The organism is Spongiivirga citrea (genome assembly GCF_010671565.1).
Classification (GTDB): domain Bacteria; phylum Bacteroidota; class Bacteroidia; order Flavobacteriales; family Flavobacteriaceae; genus Spongiivirga; species Spongiivirga citrea.
Genome location: NZ_JAABOQ010000002.1, coordinates 510,645 through 529,697, shown reverse-complemented (window position 1 = coordinate 529,697; position 19,053 = coordinate 510,645). Strand labels below are relative to the sequence as shown.

Sequence of the window (19,053 nt, the reverse complement as noted above, 5' to 3'; positions counted from 1 at the left end):
AGTATAGTGCTAGAGCAGTTTAGGTAGGTAAATAATCAAACCTATAACGCCAGCAAAAATGGCAGTTAGGAAAACAGCAGCTGCAGCAATGTCTTTTGCCTGTCCTATTTTATCATGATGATCAGGCATTATAAAATCTGCTAATTTTTCGAATGCTGTATTCATAGCTTCGCAGGATAGCACCATCGAAATTGCAATGATTTGAAAAAGCCATTCTGTTGTAGAAATTTTGAAACAAAACCCAGCTCCAGTCATAATAATAGCTATAGTGAACTGGATCTGAAAATTGCGTTCAGTTTTGAACAAAAGAAAAACGCCTTTTAGTGCATATTGAATGCCTAAAAAGCGTTTGCTATATGTTTTTTGATCTTTATTACTCATTTGTGAGCGCATCTAGCGCCGCTTGGTAATTTGGTTCGTCAACAATTTCACTTATTTGTTCAGTATGCGTTACATTGCCATCACCATCAATCACTACAATTGCACGCGCCAATAACCCTTCTAATGGGCCATCAATAAATGCTTGACCGTACAATCTACCGAACTCACGATCCCTAAAATCAGATAAATTAATAACATTTTTAATCCCCTCAGCACCACAAAAACGAGCTTGAGCGAAAGGAAGATCACGAGAAATACACAATACTTTAGTGTTTTCTAATGATGCCGCCTGCTCATTAAATTTTCTGACAGATGCAGCGCACGTGTCTGTGTCTATGCTAGGAAAGACGTTTAAAACGAGATTCGATCCTTTGAAATCTCCTAAAGAAATAGATGAAAGATCATTTAAAACTAGTTTGAAATTAGGAGCTTCGTTACCTACTGATGGTAGATCTCCTGATGTATGTATTGCATTACCTTTTAATGTAACGGTTGCCATATTTTATACTATTTGCGATTTGAAGGATAAAAATAGAAAACTTATAGAAGACCAATAGGCTTATGTTGATAAGTTTCAGATGTTTTGGGATATATATAATCTAAGACCAAGCGTTGTGTCCGAACTAAAGTGATTCGTGAATACTCCCAATGTGCTCACAATCTTTTAAAAACTGCATAGAATCGAAATCAACTTTTTCCTTGTGATACATATAGGTGTCTGCTAATGTCCTAGTTAGGTTTTTATCCCCCAAACTAATATCAACATCATCCATAGTAAACTCCGAAGGATGCTCATATCCTGCGGCATGTGTAATATCTAATAACTCCTTTCTAAAAGTCCTGAAATATTGATTAAGTCTTTCAGATTTTAATGGGATATTAATTCCATTTTGAAGCCATTTCTTTTGGGTAGCAACCCCAGCTGGGCATTTATTAGTATGACAAATTTGTGCTTGTATACAACCAACACTCATCATTGCTTCGCGGGCAACATTAATACAGTCAGCACCCATAGCAAAGGCCATAGCCGCTTTTGCGGGAAAGCCTAATTTGCCGCTCGCTACAAATACAATTTGATCACACAAACCTCTTTTTTTGAAGAGCTTGTATATATCACTAAAACCGTACACCCAAGGTAATGACACATGATCTGCAAAGGCCGGGGGAGCGGCGCCTGTACCACCTTCACCACCGTCAACAGCAATGAAATCAGGGCCTTTCCCGGTTTTTTTCATGATATCTGCCAATTCTTCCCATTGATCAAGTTTACCAATTGCAGCTTTAATACCTACAGGCAATCCTGTTTCATTGGCTATGTCTTCAACAAAATCAACCAATTCTGCCACGGTATTAAAAGCGGAGTGTGTAGATGGCGATAAAACATCTTTTCCGACTTCTACACCTCGAATTTTTGCAATTTCGGGAGTTATCTTTTTCCCAGGCAATACACCACCTTTTCCCGGTTTTGCACCCTGCGATAGTTTCACCTCTATAGCGCGAACAAATGGATTATCGGCTACTAACTTTTTCATTTTTTCCAAAGAGAAATTCCCATTCTCATCCCGCACTCCGAAATAGCCAGTACCAAAATGAAACACTACATCCGAACCATTACTGTGATAGGGGGAAAGGCCTCCTTCTCCAGTATTATGATATGCACCTGCCAATCCCGCACCTTTGTTTAGTGATTCTATGGCCTTGGCCGATAGAGAACCAAAACTCATGGCAGAGACATTTACCACAGAACGAGGTCTAAATGGACGTTTTCTATTCTTATGCAAGCCCATTACCTTCGCACAAGGCACGAATGTATTATCATCTTTATTAGGATGATCCTCCTTCACTTTATAAGGTATCATCGCATTATTTATAAAGATATATTGATGCGTATAGATATCCCTGTCAGTACCAAAGCCTTCGTAGTTGTTTTCTTTTTTGGCTGATGCATAGATCCAACCGCGTTCAATGCGATTAAAAGGAAGCTCTTCGCGGTTATTAGCAACCAAATACTGTCTAAGTTCAGGACCAATACTTTCTAGCATATACCTAATGTGACCAACAACTGGAAAGTTATGGCTAATGGTATGTTTCTTTTGAAAGAATATATCCCGTATTGCAACAAGCGCAACTAAAACTATGATCCACCCCCACCATGGGATATTTCCAAAAAAATCAAGAATTTCTTGCATGATACTAGTGTGTCCGGTCGAGCGCAGTCGAGACCTATTTCAAACAGTTTCTAACCAGAGACCTCTCGACTGCGCTCGAGGGTACATAGGCTTATTCTTATTTACTATTCAAATAATCGAAAGTCAGATTAGTCAATGCTCTAACTCCTAATTTCATTCCATCTTCGTCAATAAAGAAATCTGGGGTATGATGTGAAGGCGCATCTTCTTCTTTCATGTCTAATGGTGTACCGCCTAAAAAGAAATAGAAACCAGGAACTTTTTCTTGAAAGAACGAGAAATCTTCAGCACCAGTGATCGCATCAATAAGTTTTACCTTGTCATTACCTGCCGTTCGTTGTAATGTTGGTAACATTTGCGCAACTAAGGTTTCATTATTATAAGTAATCGCAGTACCATCAGCAATTTCTAAAGTCGCCTCGGCTTTATATGCTTTAGCAATAGCGGGCACCATTTCTTTCATGCGATCATTTAATTTCTTTTGCATGCCGTAGTCTAAGGTTCTGATAGTACCAATAATGGTAGCAGATTCTGGAATGATATTATTTCTAATACCTGTATTTACCATTCCAACTGATATGACAGCCGCTTCCTTAGTCAATTCCGTTTCTCTACTAACAATAGTCTGTAACCCCATAATTATTTGTGCTGATGCGACTACAGGATCAATACTTTGCCAAGGTCTAGAACCATGTGCTTGTTTACCTTTCACAGTAATCTCAAACCGCTGCGCAGCAGCCATAATACCCCCTGGTTTGTAGTTGATAGTCCCAATATGAGTTCCTGAACTTATATGCAATCCAAAAATAGCATCTACATCTGGATTTTTAAGGACACCTTCTTTTACCATTAATTTTGCACCTCCTTCTTCACCTTTGGGAGCACCCTCTTCTGCTGGTTGAAAAATGAATTTAACAGTTCCTTTAATATCTTTTTTGTTTTTAGAAAGTATTTCGGCAACGCCCATTAAGATTGCAACATGAGTATCATGGCCACAAGCATGCATTACACCAGATTCCTTTCCGTTATAAGTAGCCTTTGCGGTCGACTTAAAAGGAAGGTCCACACGTTCATCAACTGGAAGTCCATCCATATCGGCTCTTAAAGCAACAACTTTTCCTGGTTTACCACCTTTAAGTATACCAACAACTCCTGTATGAGCAACACCTGTAGTTACTTCCATACCTAATGACTTAAGGTGCGCAGCCACTTTTTTTGCAGTCTCAAACTCTCTATTTGATAATTCAGGATTTTGATGAAAATCGCGACGCCATTCGATGACTTTTTTTTCAATCTTGTCGATTTGTTTGTCAATTTTACTTTGAGAAAATGTAAAACCACCTAATAACAGGGCAGTGCCCAATAAAAAATATTTCATTATTTAGAATTTGATTAGTCTGTAATTTTGATTTTGTAATTGAATTAAAGCTGTCATTGCAGATAATGATATCTGGGTCCCTGGAATAAGATCTTCCTTTGGGAAGCCTCTTGATTTTGAAGATTGACCACAGAAAATGACTTCAACTCCAGCATCCATTAATGATTGGATAAGTTGTGAATTCGGATTTTTTGTTTTGTATCGCTTTTGATATGCTTTATCAGTAATTAGATCTTTTGATGCCTTATTGTGGACTACCAATGCTACTTTTAGCTGTTCTTTAGGCACACCAGCTTGTGCATGCATATTTAAAAAGCGGGCGGCGGTCTCTATTTTTTTGTTAATAGCATTTAAATCTTCAGGCGAATCCATCACATCAAAAACAACCTTAAAGGTTTCGGAAGTATCAGTTTTAAAATCCGGATTTTCAATTTGACGTACTGCTCCGAAATCTTTGATAATCGGACCTTTTTTTTGTGCTTGTACTCCTAAAACGAAAAGAAATGATAGAAGGACTAGTATGTTCTTTTGGTGCATTTACTTTATTGGTTAAAGGCTAAAGATATTTAAAAAATGGGAATTTACTTTTAGTGACTTGATGTTTATAACTAATGGGTTCACTGCTTTTGGTTTGGTATCATTTTCTTTAAATTCACGACCTCTAAAATTGCTATTTTTCATTGGAACAATATCTAAGTCAACTTAACGAAGCACAGCTTGCACCTACACTGCAAAAAGATGGTCCTATGATCGTCATTGCTGGTGCGGGATCGGGTAAAACAAGAGTGCTTACTATTCGCATAGCATACCTAATGAGTCAGGGGGTTGACCCGTTTAACATCTTGGCGTTGACCTTTACCAACAAAGCAGCACGTGAGATGAAAAAACGTATTGCCGATATTGTTGGAAATAGCGAAGCGAAAAACCTGTGGATGGGAACCTTCCATTCCATTTTTGCTAAAATTTTGCGTTTTGAAGCTGATAAGCTAGGCTATCCTTCCAATTTTACGATTTACGATACTCAAGATTCGCAACGTCTTATTTCTAGTATTATTAAGGAGATGGGCTTGGACAAGGATATTTACAAATACAAGCAAGTATATTCTCGTATATCATCTTACAAAAACAGCCTGATTACCGTCAAGGCCTATTTTCAAAATGGAGAATTGCAGGAAAGTGACGCCATGGCAAAACGGCCACGGATGGGTGAGATTTATCAAAATTATGTGGATCGTTGTTTTAAAGCGGGTGCAATGGATTTTGATGATTTATTACTGAAAACAAATGAATTGCTTACTCGTTTTCCAGATGTACTTTTAAAATATCAAGATCGTTTTAGATATATTTTGGTGGATGAGTATCAAGATACGAACCATTCGCAATATTTGATTGTGCGAGCACTATCGGACCGTTTTCAGAATATTTGTGTAGTTGGTGATGATGCACAGAGTATTTATGCATTTAGAGGCGCGAACATCAATAATATCCTGAATTTCCAAAAGGATTATGACGATGTTAAAACGTATCGCTTAGAACAGAATTATCGTTCTACTAAAAACATTGTACAAGCGGCTAATTCTATTATCGATAAAAATAAAACCAAGCTAGATAAAGTTGTTTGGACTGCGAATGATGATGGTCCAAAAATTATCGTTAATCGATTGATTACTGATGCTGAAGAAGGTCGATTCGTTGCCGCTTCTATTTGGGACAATAAAATGAACAATCAGCTCAAGAACGGAGAGTTTGCTGTTTTATACAGAACGAACGCCCAATCTAGGGCTATTGAAGATGCTTTACGAAAAAGGGATATTCCATATCGCATTTATGGCGGCCTATCCTTTTACCAACGTAAGGAGATAAAGGATGTATTGGCATATTTGCGTCTAATTGTCAACCCAGCTGATGAAGAAGCTTTAAAACGTGTTATTAATTACCCGACAAGAGGTATTGGTCAGACTACAATAGAACGTTTGGTGGTAGCTGCAAATCACTATAACCGATCGATCTTCGAGGTAATGATGCATCTTGATAAGATCGAATTGAAGATCAACGCAGGAACGAAGCGAAAGCTCGAAGATTTTGTTACGATGATTCGAAGTTTTCAGGTGATGAACGCCAATGCAGATGCGTTTCAAGTAGCCGAGCATGTATCGAAGAAAACGGGACTAATTCAAGAGTTTAAAAAAGACGGTACTCCAGAAGGTATTGCCCGCATGGAGAATATAGAGGAGCTATTGAATGGTGTTAAAGATTTTGTCGAAGGGCAGCAAGAAATTGCCGATGCAACTGGTTCGTTATCGGAGTTCTTAGAAGACGTAGCATTGGCAACAGATTTAGATCAAGACACAGGTGATGACGACCGGGTTGCCTTAATGACCATTCACTTAGCAAAAGGATTAGAATTCCCTCATGTTTATATTGTGGGAATGGAAGAAGATCTGTTTCCTTCGGCGATGAGTATGAATACACGTACTGAGTTAGAGGAAGAACGCCGTCTATTTTACGTAGCACTTACTCGAGCCGAAAAACAGGCTTATTTAACCTATACCTTGTCCAGATACCGATGGGGGAAACTTATTGACGCTGAGCCTAGTCGATTTATAGAAGAGATCGATGAACAATATTTAGAATACATTACTCCAATAAACGACCGACGCTACAAGCCAATGATCGATGCAGATATTTTTGGTGAAGTCGATAAAAGTAAACTCCGCCTTAAAAAACCAATTGCAGGGAAATCACCAAAAGGACCTTCGGAAGAACAACTACGAAAACTCCGCAAGCTAAAACCAGTTTCTGATGGTGCACCCACAGGCAATTTGTTTGATAGCGATTTAGTCGCAGGTACAAAAGTGAACCACACTCGATTTGGTAGAGGAGAGATTATCAAGCTAGAAGGTGTTGGTCAAGACAAAAAAGCTGAGATTCGTTTCGAAAATGGCGGACTTAAAAAGCTCTTGCTGAGATTTGCAAAGCTTGAAGTGCTTTAGAATAGTCTTGGACTGGCAGTAGCAGTAAGCAGCAATTACTAAACTCTAAGGATAGGAGCCAAGTTAATACTGGCTTCAGGAATTTATCTATTTTCGTTATTTAATTATAGCCTTTCAGATTACTTATACTCAATTCCATAAACGAAAGTTGATGTGAAGCAGGAAGGCGGGCTCCTGATTGCACAATTTTCCAATCATCCCATGTAGCTTCAACACCACCAATAGGAATAATTTTAACCCACATTTTATATGACTGAGGGAAGCCGTTATCATTTAATTTCCATAGATAAGAATCTCCAGGTGTCGAGCCTCCTTGGCCATAAGTAACTAAAAGACCCTTAGATCCGTCTTCACTGTCAACAATGGCTCGTGTCGTGCCTTTATCGAATATTTTGAAAGGAGCTACCAACCAAAATGAATCATTATTGAAGTAGTCAATGGCCTTTTGTAGTTGTTTTTCCGAAGCATCTCCAATCAGTTTAGTTCCGTTCTTGTAAACTTTGCTTTTTATCGGGTCATTTAGGTTGAGTGCAGCTTTGTAGGTGTCCCAAGTGACATCTACTAATCCCATTTCCTTATCCCATTTGTAAGTATGAACTCCAGCAAAGGTCCATTCCAAAAAGCGTGTGTTCCTATAAGAGGTTTGATCGACCGCAATAAGCATTTTTTCCGCCAATGCATCTGCCTTAGCACCTGATTTTCCCTCTGGGAGTGGTTCATTATAAATAAAATAGATGACAATCGATGCTACAATTAGAAGTCCGATAAAAATACCGAGAATCTTAAGTAATGCTTTAAATATCCTTTTCATTTAATTTCAATTAAAATCCTGCCGCAGCATCATCTCCACGCGGATCGGCACCACCTTCGAGTGTTCCGTCTTCTAATACCAAAATTGCATCAACCTTACCTATTATTGGGGTGCGATTCTCATTAATAATGTATTTTTTATCCTTTAATTCCTGTAACAATTCAGCTGAAAAAGCATCAGGCTCAAATGTAATGACATCAGGCAGCCATTGATGGTGAAAACGAGCTGCGTTAACAGCTTCTTGCATTCCCATTTTGTATTCATGCACATTCAAAATTGTTTGCACTACTGACGTGATAATGGTCGACCCTCCGGGAGTACCAACAACCATCCATAATTTACCGTCTTTCTCGACAATAGTAGGAGTCATAGAACTCAACATGCGCTTACCAGGAGCAATGCTGTTGGCTTCAGCACCAATTAACCCAAACATATTAGGCACACCAGGTTTTGAACTGAAATCATCCATTTCATTATTTAAAAAGAAACCAAGTTCTTCGCAGTATAACTTCGATCCGTAAGCACCGTTAAGCGTTGTAGTAACCGAGATTGCATTTCCAAATTGATCGACAATAGAGTAGTGGGTAGTTTCCATACTCTCAGCTGTCATGTTTATTGTACCGTGACTAACAGATTCTGATGTCGTAGCTTGATCGAAAGAGAAATTGCTCATGCGATCAGCGAGATATGCTGAAGATGTCAGTTCATTCATTGGAATCTCAGAAAAATCAGGATCACCCAAAAAGAAAGAGCGATCAGCGTAAGCACGTCGTTCGGCTTCGGTAATAACTTGGATTGTTTTTGCAGAGTTGTGACCAAACTTATCAATATCATAAGGCTCGATCATTTTCATAATCTGCGCAATACAAACGCCACCACTAGATGGCGGACTCATAGAAATGATTTTCTTATCGTCATAATCAAAAACGACAGGATCTCGCCAAGCTGGTTTGTAATTGGCAAGATCTTCCTCGGTAATAATTCCGCCAGCTTCTCGCATGAAAGCAGCTAGCTTTTTTGCGGTTTCTCCAGTATAAAATTCTTGCGGGCCTTTATCTTTTAGTAATGTCAGTGTTTCAGCGAGTTTGGGATATTTGATAATATCCCCATTTTTGAAATCCTTAGCTAAAAAGAAATTGGAGTCATTTACCTGAAGGAATTTCTCTTGTTGATTTTTTAATCTCTTAGCCTGATTTTCGGTTACTGGAACTCCATTTCTTGCCAGATCAATTACAGGCTGAATAATATCAGCAATAGGTAGTTTTCCGAACTTGGCATGAGCCTCGAAGATTCCGGCAATCCCACCAGGAACACCTACTGCCATAGCACCCAAGGTGCTTTTGTCGGGAATAACATTGCCCAGAGAATCTAAATACATATCTCTAGTGGCCGCAGCCGGTGCTTTTTCTCGGTAGTCTAAACTTCCAGAAGTGCCATTGTTCATTCTATATACCATAAAACCACCACCACCAATACTTCCTGCAAAGGGGTACACCACATTCAAAGCTAAGTCAACTCCGAGCATTGCGTCAAAAGCATTACCGCCATTCTTTAATATGGTCTGGCCTATTTTCGAGGCTTCTTCACGAGCAGAAACAACCATCGCTTTTTCGGCTATTTTGCCTCGTACGATGTTACGTTTACAGCTGGAAGTTGATACAAGAATGAAAAGGGAAGAGAGTACTAGTATTTTTCTCATAATGGTTGGTTATAAAATGAAGCTTGATTTCACTTGCTTTCAAATATAAAGATTCTTAATGCAACAAAATAGTGTTGCCTCATCGACTAATTTTATAATTCATTTAGATTGAAGTTCCTCCAATGTATTTTTAGAGAAAGCAATTAACTCTTCGAAGAAGTTGGTGAATTCTGTTTCGAATTCTGTGTAAAATTGCTCTAGTTCAATGACTGCGAAGTTCATTTTTGACTTATTCTTGGTGCGTCGATTCATTTGATGTAAAATCTTGCCAATCCCTTCTACAGTGGCATAACTTTTCAACCAGTTATCAGCGATCATATATGGCATCATATGCTGAATTCGATCAGGGAGGATATTAAAATTATCTTCTAACAAATCATAAAAATCATTTATATAATCTTCTAGTGGAATGTCAGAATAACGCGCCCAATTCTTAGCTAAGAAATGATCATATAAAATATCGACAATTACACCGCTATAATGCCCATAGTTCTTATGAAGACGCTTTGTACTCTGCCTTACGATGGGATGTTTATCAGTATAGGTGTCGATTTGACGGTGTAATAAAATCCCATTTTTAATTGCCGTTGGAAAGTTTTCGTATTTCTTTCCACGGATACTATCTGCAATAAAATTTCCGATTTTGATGTGGTCGTCTTCTCCGGAAAGATAAATATGGGCTAGAAAGTTCATTAATCGAAATTACTGTTTTTATGTTTAATTACTTTTTAAGAAATATAGTTAATACAGTGATTGTCTCCTCTCCAGGGAAGGGATTTATCTGTTTCAACAAAGAAGTTCGCTAAATTATTAGATGTCCTTAATTCCTACTCGACAGAAAGTCGAACAACACGATAAAATGCCTTTTCTTTCCTAGTCAAAGAGTTATCTTTGATGCGTTTTAAAATAATCTCATGACACTAATAAAATCAATCTCTGGAATAAGAGGAACTATAGGAGGAAAAGTAAACGATAATTTAACACCTGTAGATGCTGTAAAGTTCGCTGCGGCCTATGGTACTTGGCTAAAGGACTATTGTAAAAAAGACAATCCTAAGGTAGTCATTGGTCGTGATGCTCGTATTTCTGGTGCAATGATACAGAGTTTGGTTGTTAATACGTTGGTAGGATTAGGTATTGATATTGTCGATTTAGGGCTTTCAACAACTCCGACAGTTGAGATAGCAGTACCGATGGAAAATGCGGATGGCGGGATTATTTTAACGGCAAGCCATAATCCGAAACAATGGAACGCCTTGAAGTTATTAAATGGAAAAGGAGAGTTTATTGATGGGGCGGAAGGAGCTAAGGTACTAGAGATTGCTGCCAACGAAGCATTTGACTTTGCCGATGTTGATGATTTAGGAACAGTAACTGTAAATGATAAGTATATTGACATTCATATTGACGAAGTACTGAAATTGTCTTTAGTTGACGAGAATGTTATAAAAGGAAATAAATTAAAAGTGGTCGTTGACGGTGTTAATTCTACTGGGGGCATTGCGATACCAAAACTATTAAGACGATTGGGGGTTGAAGTAGTTGAGCTGTACTGCGAGCCAAACGGTCATTTTCCGCATAATCCAGAGCCATTAAAAGAGCATTTAAAGGACATCTGCGATCTGGTGGTGAAAGAAAAAGCTGATTTCGGAATTGTTGTAGATCCGGATGTTGATAGACTAGCGTTTATTAGCGATGATGGTGAAATGTTTGGTGAAGAGTACACCCTGGTAGCCTGTGCGGATTACGTGTTGAGTAAAACTCCAGGAAATACGGTTTCAAATTTGTCATCTTCAAGAGCACTTAGAGATATCAGCAATAAGCATGGAGGTAGTTATCAAGCGAGTGCTGTTGGTGAGGTGAACGTAGTGAATTTAATGAAGAAGAATAATGCCATCATCGGTGGTGAAGGTAATGGGGGAATTATCTACCCAGAATCTCATTATGGTAGAGATTCCTTAGTAGGAACAGCACTGTTTTTGATGCTTTTGGCTGAAAGAAAACAAAAAGTAAGTGAGATAAGAGCTTCCTATCCGGCTTATTTTATGAGTAAGAATAAAATTCAATTAACACCAGAACTGGATGTTGATGGAATTTTAAAAACAATGGCTGAGAAATATCAGAATGAGGATATTTCAACAATCGATGGTGTAAAGATCGATTTTCCTGAAAATTGGGTACACCTACGAAAGTCAAATACAGAACCTATTATTAGAATTTATACAGAAGCATCAACTCAAACAAAAGCTGATGACCTTGCACAAAAAATTATGGGCGAGATTTCCGAAATAGCAGGGATTTAACCTGCGAGGTTTATAAAACCTTGTAGGTTTCTTATTAAGATTAACTTTTTTCTTCAGCAAAAATTTCGTATTCTAACCTACAAGGAACCGCTCCGTTCGTACCTCACTTCGGGAATACCTTGCAGGTTAGTTAGAGTGAAACTCACAAATGCAATCAATCAATCTTGCGGCTAAATTTGCAGTGCTGCTGTCTTGATCATATACTGGATTCATTTCAGCTATATCACAGCTAATTACTTTACTTGATTTAAACAAATACTTTAATATATGAATACCGAAATCGGCATGGATTCCAACGGGAGATGGAGCGCTAACTCCGGGCGCATATGCCGATGAAAAACCGTCTAGATCGATTGTGATATATAGATGATCGATATCCATTAAAAAAGCATCAAGCCTTTGTTGAATAGAACTAATATTGGTAAGATTGCACTCATCATTTAATATAAATTCTACTTTGTTTTCTTTTGCAATTTGAAATAGTTCGCTTGTATTTGATGCCTTTTGAATTCCTAAGGCAAAATATGATACATTATCAAACCCATCAAAAATTTGATTAAATGGCGTCCCTGAATTCCCATTTTCTAGTACTGGTCGAAGGTCGAAGTGTGCATCAAAATTTATAATACCAATCCGATTATTTGCTTGATCTTTAAGGTGATCATGGATTCCCTTAAAGTGAGCATATGCAATATCATGGCCCCCACCAATAGCTATGGGAAAGCTATTGTTTGCGAGTAATTGGGCGATCGATTGAGCGAAAGCTTCTTGACAGGATTCTAAATCATCTTCAATACAGGATATATCACCAAAATCTACAATTTGGTTATCAAAGTGATGAAAAGATAGTTTAGCTAATCGTTCTTTTATAACAGTCGGACCTTTCTTTGCACCTATTCTTCCTAAATTCCGTTTTACGCCTTCATCACAGGCATATCCTATAAGACCAATATCGGTATTTGAGGCACTTTCTTCTAGCGATGCTTGATGAATAGCTTGATACCAGTATTGAGTCCCTGCATTGGGATCGGTTTTTCTGCCAGTCCATATTTGCGAAGCAGTCGGTTTATAGTTGATGTTGAATTTAGAAAAGTCCATTACTTCTTATTGCTTTAACCCGTTTAGGTAAACTGAATCGATCAAGTTAGAACCGAAAGAATAGGGGATGTAGCCATAAGAGTTAATGAATTTAGTTATGATCAAATTGGCTTTCTTTCCCTTACTGATACTTCCCACTTCCTGATTCAATCCCATCGCATAAGCTCCATTTATAGTTGCTGCGTTGATGCTTTCTTCAGGAGTCATATTCATTTTAATGCAAGCTGTTGCGACTACAAAGTTCATGTTCCCAGAAGGAGAAGAGCCTGGATTAAAGTCCGTTGCTAAGGCCAAGGGCAGTCCATTGTCGATTAATGTTCTTGCTGGTGTGTAAGGAATACTTAGAAAGAAAGAGCAGCCTGGCAGGGCTACTGGCATTGTAGTGCTACCTTTTAAAGCTTCTACATCAGTATTAGTTAAAACTTCAAGGTGATCAACGGAAAGTGCTTTGTGTTTTACTCCAGTTTCCACCCCGCCAATAGCATTAAACTGGTTTACATGAATTTTTGGTGTTAAACCATATTGTTGACCAGCTTTTAACAATTTGCTAGTATCAGATGTGTCGAAATAGCCTTTCTCGCAGAAAATATCAATATAATCTGCAAGACCTTCCTTCGCAATTTCTGGCAGGACATCATCAATTAAGTAATCAATGTATGAAGCAGCACTTTTATGTGTTTTTGGTACAGCATGCGCACCGAGAAAAGTCGCTTTTATGGGAATAGGATAGGTGTTATTTAATTTCTTGATCACACGAAGCATTTTCAACTCGGCTTCCTTGTTCAAACCATAACCTGATTTAATCTCAACGGCTCCGGTTCCCATTTTAATGACTTCTTCTAGTCGATGCTTACTTTGTTCAAACAATTCTTCTTCAGAAGTCTGTTGGAGTTTGTCCGCTGAATTTAGGATACCACCACCTTTATTAGCAATTTCCTCATAAGACAATCCATTAATTCTATCTACAAATTCACCTTCGCGATTGCCAGCATAAACAATATGAGTATGAGAATCACACCAGCTCGGAAGGATCATTTTTCCAGTGCAGTCAACAACTTCTCCATCAAAATTATATGGGCACTCATCCATTGATCCAAAATCAGTTATCAAACCATCTTTGACTATTAAAAAAGCGTTCTTGATGGTTGGTAATGTATTCATATCACTACCCGAAACATAGGATATGTCGCTTTCTCTGATTTGAATAAGTTCTTTTATGTTCTTGAAGATTTTCTTCATTTGCATTTTGCTTAATATTTGTCACTTCGAGTGATTTCAGTTGATCCTGAGGATTCGGGAGAAAGTGAAATTGTATCGAGAAGCCTTAGAAAGTTTTAATCATCAAAAGGTTCTCGATACAATCTTTGTTTTCCCTATCGCTTTAACAAAAACCACTCGAACTGACATTTTTCAAAGATGTTTAATCAAAAAGCCCTTTCAATAATTCATCATCCACTAAATTAGGCAAAGTGACTTTAAGATCTTTGGTTCGTTCCATTTCTCTTTTAATCGCAAAAATGGCCTCATCGTTTCTAGCCCAACTACGACGGGCAATCCCGTTATTTACGTCGTAAAATAACATGTTCTTTAATCTTGTTTCCGCTTTCTCAGTTCCATCTAACAACATACCGAATCCGCCATTAATGACTTCACCCCAACCAACGCCACCGCCATTGTGTATAGATACCCAGGTAGCGCCTCTAAAGCTATCACCAATGACATTGTGTATTGCCATATCAGCAGTAAACTTGCTACCATCATAAATATTAGATGTTTCTCTGTAAGGCGAATCTGTTCCGCTAACGTCATGATGGTCACGACCTAGTACGACAGGACCTATTTTGTTGTCAGCTACTGCATCGTTGAATGCTTTTGCAATCTTAGCGCGACCTTCAGCATCGGCATATAAAATACGGGCTTGTGATCCCACAACCATTTTATTTGCTTTGGCTTCTTTTATCCATTTGATATTATCCTGCATTTGCAGTTTAATTTCATCTGGACTTTCCTTCATAATTGCTGTTAGAACATTGGTTGCGATTGCATCCGTTGCATCTAAGTCCTCAGGTTTCCCAGAAGTGCATACCCAACGAAAAGGCCCAAAACCGTAGTCAAAACACATAGGGCCTAGAATATCTTGTACGTATGAGGGGTATTTAAAATCAATCCCGTTCTCAGCCATTACATCGGCACCTGCTCTCGCACTTTCTAGCAGGAAGGCATTCCCATAATCGAAAAAATAACTTCCTTTCGCAGCGTGTTTGTTGACTAAAGATGCATGCTTTTGTATCGTTTCTTGAACTTTTTCCTTGAAAGTTTCTGGTTCTGCTCTAAGCAATTCATTCGCCTCTTCATAACTTATATCAACTGGATAATAGCCACCTGACCATGGATTATGAAGGGAAGTCTGATCGGATCCAACGTGTACGAATACATCTTCGATATCAAAACGTTCCCAAACGTCAACTACATTACCGATAAATGCAATAGAAACAGTTTCTTTTTGCTCTTGAGCTTGACGAACTCTTACTATTAACTCATCTAAATTATCTATCAAAACATCTACCCAACCTTGGTCAAAACGCTTTTTTGCAGCATTTGCATTGACTTCAGCACAGACGGTAACACAACCTACAATATTGCCCGCTTTTGGTTGTGCTCCGCTCATGCCGCCAAGTCCGGCGGTCAAAAATATTTTACCAGCCGGGGATTCGTTTGTGTCAAGAATTTTTCTGAATGCATTCATTACCGTAATAGTGGTGCCGTGCACAATACCTTGTGGACCAATGTACATATACGAACCCGCAGTCATCTGTCCGTATTGTGTAACTCCCAGCGCGTTATAGCGTTCCCAATCGTCAGGCTTCGAATAATTAGGTATCATCATTCCATTTGTTACAACCACTCTTGGTGCCTCTTTTGAGGAGGGAAACAATCCCATAGGATGCCCTGAATATATATGAAGTGTTTGTTCATTTGACATATTTGTCAAATACTGCATGGTTAATAGATACTGTGCCCAATTTTGAAATACGGCACCGTTACCTCCATAAGTAATTAATTCATCTGGATGCTGGGCGACGGTAGGGTCAAGGTTATTCTGTATCATCAACATAATTGCTGCAGCTTGCCTTGATTTGGCAGGGTATTCATCTATTGACCGAGAGTACATCCTATATTCTGGTTGAAAACGATACATATAAATACGACCGTAATCAGTTAATTCCTGAGCGAATTCTTTTGCTAAGTCTGAATGCCAGTCTTTTGGAAAATATCGCAACGCATTACGAATAGCAAGTGTTTTTTCCTCTTTTGAAAGAATATCTTTTCTTTTGGGTGCATGATTACTTTCTTCGCTAAATGTCTTTTTAGGAGGTAAAACATTAGGAATGCCTTGCACTATATGTTCTTTAAACGTCATACTGTTATGCTACGATAATCTTTTTTTGTTGTACTAATTTTATGATTGCTTGAATATCAGGATTCAGGTAACGATCATCTTCTAGTTTTGGAACTACTTTTCTTATAATTTCAAAGTTTTCTTCGATAATAGATGAGAAAGCTAGTGGTCTTCTAAAATCCATCGCCTGGGCCGCATATAGTAACTCAATACCCAATATCTTTTCAAGATTATTTAAAATTTGATTGAATTTTCGTCCAGAAATACTCCCCATAGACACATGGTCTTCTTGACCCATTGAAGTCGGAATACTATCCGCCGAAGGAGGGAAGCAGAGTGATTTATTCTCAGTTACCAGCGCCGCTGTTGTATATTGCGGGATCATTAAACCAGAATTGAGTCCACCGCTTTCTACCAATAATCTTGGTAGACCATGATGGCCTTCAAGAAGTAAATAGCATCTTCTATCTGCTATATTTCCTAATTCGGCCGCGGCAATAGAAGCATAATCAATTGCCATTGCCAAAGGTTGACCATGAAAGTTACCTCCAGAAATAGCCTCTTCCTCACTAATTACAATAGGATTGTCAGTAACCGAATTCATTTCGATCTCTGCCAATTCATTTAAATGCTCATAAGCATTTCTAGAAGCACCGTGAACCTGAGGCATGCATCGAAGAGAATATGGATCTTGAACCCTACCACAGTTGGCGTGCGAATCTAAATTTTCTGAATTACTAAGAAACTGGCGAATACGAGATGCTACCTTTTTTGATCCGGCATAAGGTCTTAAATTATGAAGGTCCTCTTTAAAAGGTGAACTACTGCCTTGATAACCTTCTAAACTCATCGTTCCGGAAACATCGGCTAAATCGAGCAAATAGTTCATTTTATGCAGACCGAAAATGGTATGAGCCAATATAAACTGAGTGCCATTTATAAGACCAAGTCCTTCTTTAGCTTGTAAGTTTAAAGGCTGAATATTATGCTCTTTTAAAACACTACGAGCGCTTTTGATTTCGTTATTAATCCAGAATTCACCTTCACCAATAAGCGGCAAGAACAAGTGCGATAGTGGAGCTAAGTCACCAGAAGCGCCAACAGACCCTTGTTCAGGAACTACGGGAATCCAGTCTTTTTCAATGAACAATAAAATACGGTCAATAAGTTCTTTTCTAACTCCAGAATGCCCTATGCTCAATGCATGCACCTTGCAAATTAGCATAAGCTTGGCTATAAAAGGGTCAATAGGTTTGCCTACACCAACCGCATGACTAATTAATAAGTTTTCTTGAAGTTTACTCGTTTCAGCTGGAGATATTTGTGTATCACACAATGGCCCAAATCCCGTATTTATACCATAGACGGCTTTATCTCCGCTAGCCATTTTTTCGACATAGTGTCGGCAGGTATTCACTTTAGTAATAGCTTCATTGGTTAATTCACCAACGAGCTTAGCGCTCGCAAGTGCGATAGCTTTTTCAACCGTTAAATGATCTATGCCATATTTAAACATATCTAGAAATTGGTTTATCGTAGTTTGATATCTATAAAGTTACGATTACTTTTGATGCATAATAATATCATTTAATACCATATTTGATGCATTTAAGTAATCAATTAGAACTTCGCCACCTTCGCTATTTCTTAATGGTAGCTGAAGAATTACACTTTAGAAATGCAGCGGAAAAACTGTATATCTCACAACCTGGATTAAGCAGACAAATAAAACAACTAGAGGAGGAGCTAGGCATCCACCTATTTGAGCGACATAACCGGAAAGTAGTATTGACACCAACGGGCCATTACTTAAGAGATCAAGTAAGAACAATCTTTAAGGATTTAGAATTCGTTGTAAATCATGCACAATTATTGGAAAAAGGTATTGAAGGACATTTGCGGCTGGGTTTTATAGGTTCGGCCATGCAAAACGTTATACCAGATTTCTTATTAAAAATCAGAAAAGAATATCCAAATATTCAATATGACTTAAAGGAAATGGATAACCAAGAACAGATTAATCAATTGCTGTCGCAAGATATTGATATTGGTTTCGTGAGGCTCGATCAGGTGCCAATTGGATTGCGAATGAAGCCAGTTTTTGAGGATACATTTTCCTTAGTATTACCAAAAGATCATGTTATAAATGAGAATAATTTTAAAAACTTATCGCAATTAAAAGAAGAGCCTTTCGTTTTGTTTGATGCTTCCTACAGCGGATCCTATTATAAAAAAGTGATGCAAATTTTTGAGGACAGCGGTTTTCAACCCAAAGTAGCACACAATACAGTTCACGCTACGACCATATATCGATTGGTGGAACGTAATTTTGGATTGTCTATAGTACCTAGCACACTTCAAATAGGTTATGATATGGATATTAAGTTTATTCCCTTAACCAAAATTAAGCACCGAACTACTTTGCAGATGATATGGAATAAGAATAACAATAATCCGGTTTTGAAGACTACCATTGGTTTAATATAAAGGGTTTTAATCTCTGAAAAGAAATCCAAAACCAAGACGTTTCAGCATCTTTTTCTCAAAACCCCAAAAAAATTGAAATTGACCAAATAGCCATCCAAAAGCAACGAGCAGTATTTGGTAAATGGGAAATATTAGTAATATACGAGCGGTCCAGTATATAAATCCATTAGTTGATTCTTGATCAAGTCCGATAAAGTTGGTTAAGGGTTCAGCAAGTTTTGCCGCAGACGAACCCGTAATTGCAAATACAATAAATATGACAACTATTTGCCAGTTGGAGTCAATACCCCAGCGTTGTTTTAGTTTTTCCATAG

16 protein-coding genes are annotated in these 19,053 nt (G+C 38.1%); 3 read left to right on the top strand and 13 right to left on the bottom strand.

Annotated elements, in window-relative coordinates:
* Window positions 1–9: 9 nt before the first annotated feature.
* From GWK10_RS06015 to GWK10_RS05995, 5 genes are all read right to left on the bottom strand, one after another.
* Window positions 10–381 (bottom strand): diacylglycerol kinase, encoded by a 372-nt coding sequence (locus GWK10_RS06015; protein ID WP_164030230.1) that lies wholly within the window; start codon window positions 379–381, stop codon window positions 10–12.
* Window positions 374–880, bottom strand: coding sequence for a thiol peroxidase (gene tpx, locus GWK10_RS06010; RefSeq protein WP_164030228.1), 507 nt, complete (start codon window positions 878–880; stop codon window positions 374–376). The genes GWK10_RS06015 and tpx overlap by 8 nt, the downstream gene beginning before the upstream one ends.
* 124 nt (window positions 881–1,004) lie before the next feature.
* Window positions 1,005–2,570, bottom strand: a complete 1,566-nt coding sequence (locus tag GWK10_RS06005) for an FMN-binding glutamate synthase family protein (protein ID WP_164030226.1) — start codon at window positions 2,568–2,570, stop codon at window positions 1,005–1,007.
* A gap of 97 nt (window positions 2,571–2,667) precedes the next feature.
* The gene (locus GWK10_RS06000) at window positions 2,668–3,948 is read right to left on the bottom strand and encodes an amidohydrolase (protein WP_164030224.1); all 1,281 of its coding nucleotides are present in this window, start codon (window positions 3,946–3,948) and stop codon (window positions 2,668–2,670) included.
* Window positions 3,949–3,951: 3 nt separating this feature from the next.
* The gene (locus tag GWK10_RS05995) at window positions 3,952–4,485 is read right to left on the bottom strand and encodes a DsrE family protein (protein ID WP_164030223.1); all 534 of its coding nucleotides are present in this window, start codon (window positions 4,483–4,485) and stop codon (window positions 3,952–3,954) included.
* Window positions 4,486–4,628: 143 nt separating this feature from the next.
* On the opposite strand from GWK10_RS05995, the gene GWK10_RS05990 reads away from it, so the two are divergent.
* Window positions 4,629–6,941 (top strand): ATP-dependent helicase, encoded by a 2,313-nt coding sequence (locus GWK10_RS05990; protein ID WP_164030221.1) that lies wholly within the window; start codon window positions 4,629–4,631, stop codon window positions 6,939–6,941.
* A gap of 100 nt (window positions 6,942–7,041) precedes the next feature.
* Here the strand turns inward: GWK10_RS05990 and GWK10_RS05985 are convergent, their stop codons facing one another.
* The 3 genes from GWK10_RS05985 to GWK10_RS05975 all read right to left on the bottom strand — a co-directional run bounded on the left by GWK10_RS05985 (window position 7,042) and on the right by GWK10_RS05975 (window position 10,144).
* Entirely contained in the window at window positions 7,042–7,752 is a 711-nt protein-coding gene (locus GWK10_RS05985; protein WP_164030219.1) for a hypothetical protein, read from the bottom strand.
* 10 nt (window positions 7,753–7,762) lie between these two features.
* Window positions 7,763–9,451: a gamma-glutamyltransferase gene (gene ggt / locus GWK10_RS05980; protein ID WP_164030217.1), complete on the bottom strand. Its 1,689-nt coding sequence runs from the start codon at window positions 9,449–9,451 to the stop codon at window positions 7,763–7,765.
* Window positions 9,452–9,550: 99 nt separating this feature from the next.
* Window positions 9,551–10,144 carry an acyl carrier protein phosphodiesterase gene (locus GWK10_RS05975; RefSeq protein WP_164030215.1) on the bottom strand — a complete coding sequence of 198 codons (594 nt, stop codon included), beginning with the start codon at window positions 10,142–10,144 and terminating at the stop codon, window positions 9,551–9,553.
* Between the two features lie 221 nt (window positions 10,145–10,365).
* Here GWK10_RS05975 and glmM point away from each other — a divergent pair, with 221 nt between their 5' ends.
* Window positions 10,366–11,754, top strand: coding sequence for a phosphoglucosamine mutase (gene glmM, locus GWK10_RS05970; protein ID WP_164030213.1), 1,389 nt, complete (start codon window positions 10,366–10,368; stop codon window positions 11,752–11,754).
* Between the two features lie 126 nt (window positions 11,755–11,880).
* Here the strand turns inward: glmM and hutG are convergent, their stop codons facing one another.
* From hutG to hutH, 4 genes are all read right to left on the bottom strand, one after another.
* Window positions 11,881–12,852 carry a formimidoylglutamase gene (hutG, locus tag GWK10_RS05965; RefSeq protein ID WP_164030210.1) on the bottom strand — a complete coding sequence of 324 codons (972 nt, stop codon included), beginning with the start codon at window positions 12,850–12,852 and terminating at the stop codon, window positions 11,881–11,883.
* A gap of 6 nt (window positions 12,853–12,858) precedes the next feature.
* On the bottom strand, window positions 12,859–14,091 hold the full coding sequence (hutI, locus tag GWK10_RS05960; protein ID WP_164030208.1) for an imidazolonepropionase: 1,233 nt from the start codon (window positions 14,089–14,091) through the stop codon (window positions 12,859–12,861).
* 181 nt (window positions 14,092–14,272) lie between these two features.
* Window positions 14,273–16,273: a urocanate hydratase gene (locus GWK10_RS05955; RefSeq protein ID WP_164030206.1), complete on the bottom strand. Its 2,001-nt coding sequence runs from the start codon at window positions 16,271–16,273 to the stop codon at window positions 14,273–14,275.
* 4 nt (window positions 16,274–16,277) lie between these two features.
* Window positions 16,278–17,768, bottom strand: a complete 1,491-nt coding sequence (gene hutH, locus GWK10_RS05950) for a histidine ammonia-lyase (protein ID WP_164030204.1) — start codon at window positions 17,766–17,768, stop codon at window positions 16,278–16,280.
* A gap of 86 nt (window positions 17,769–17,854) precedes the next feature.
* On the opposite strand from hutH, the gene GWK10_RS05945 reads away from it, so the two are divergent.
* The gene (locus GWK10_RS05945; RefSeq protein WP_164030202.1) at window positions 17,855–18,739 is read left to right on the top strand and encodes a LysR family transcriptional regulator; all 885 of its coding nucleotides are present in this window, start codon (window positions 17,855–17,857) and stop codon (window positions 18,737–18,739) included.
* A 6-nt stretch (window positions 18,740–18,745) separates the two neighbouring features.
* Here GWK10_RS05945 and GWK10_RS05940 read toward each other — a convergent pair whose 3' ends face one another.
* Window positions 18,746–19,051 carry a DUF6787 family protein gene (locus GWK10_RS05940; RefSeq protein WP_164030200.1) on the bottom strand — a complete coding sequence of 102 codons (306 nt, stop codon included), beginning with the start codon at window positions 19,049–19,051 and terminating at the stop codon, window positions 18,746–18,748.
* Window positions 19,052–19,053 lie beyond the last annotated feature (2 nt).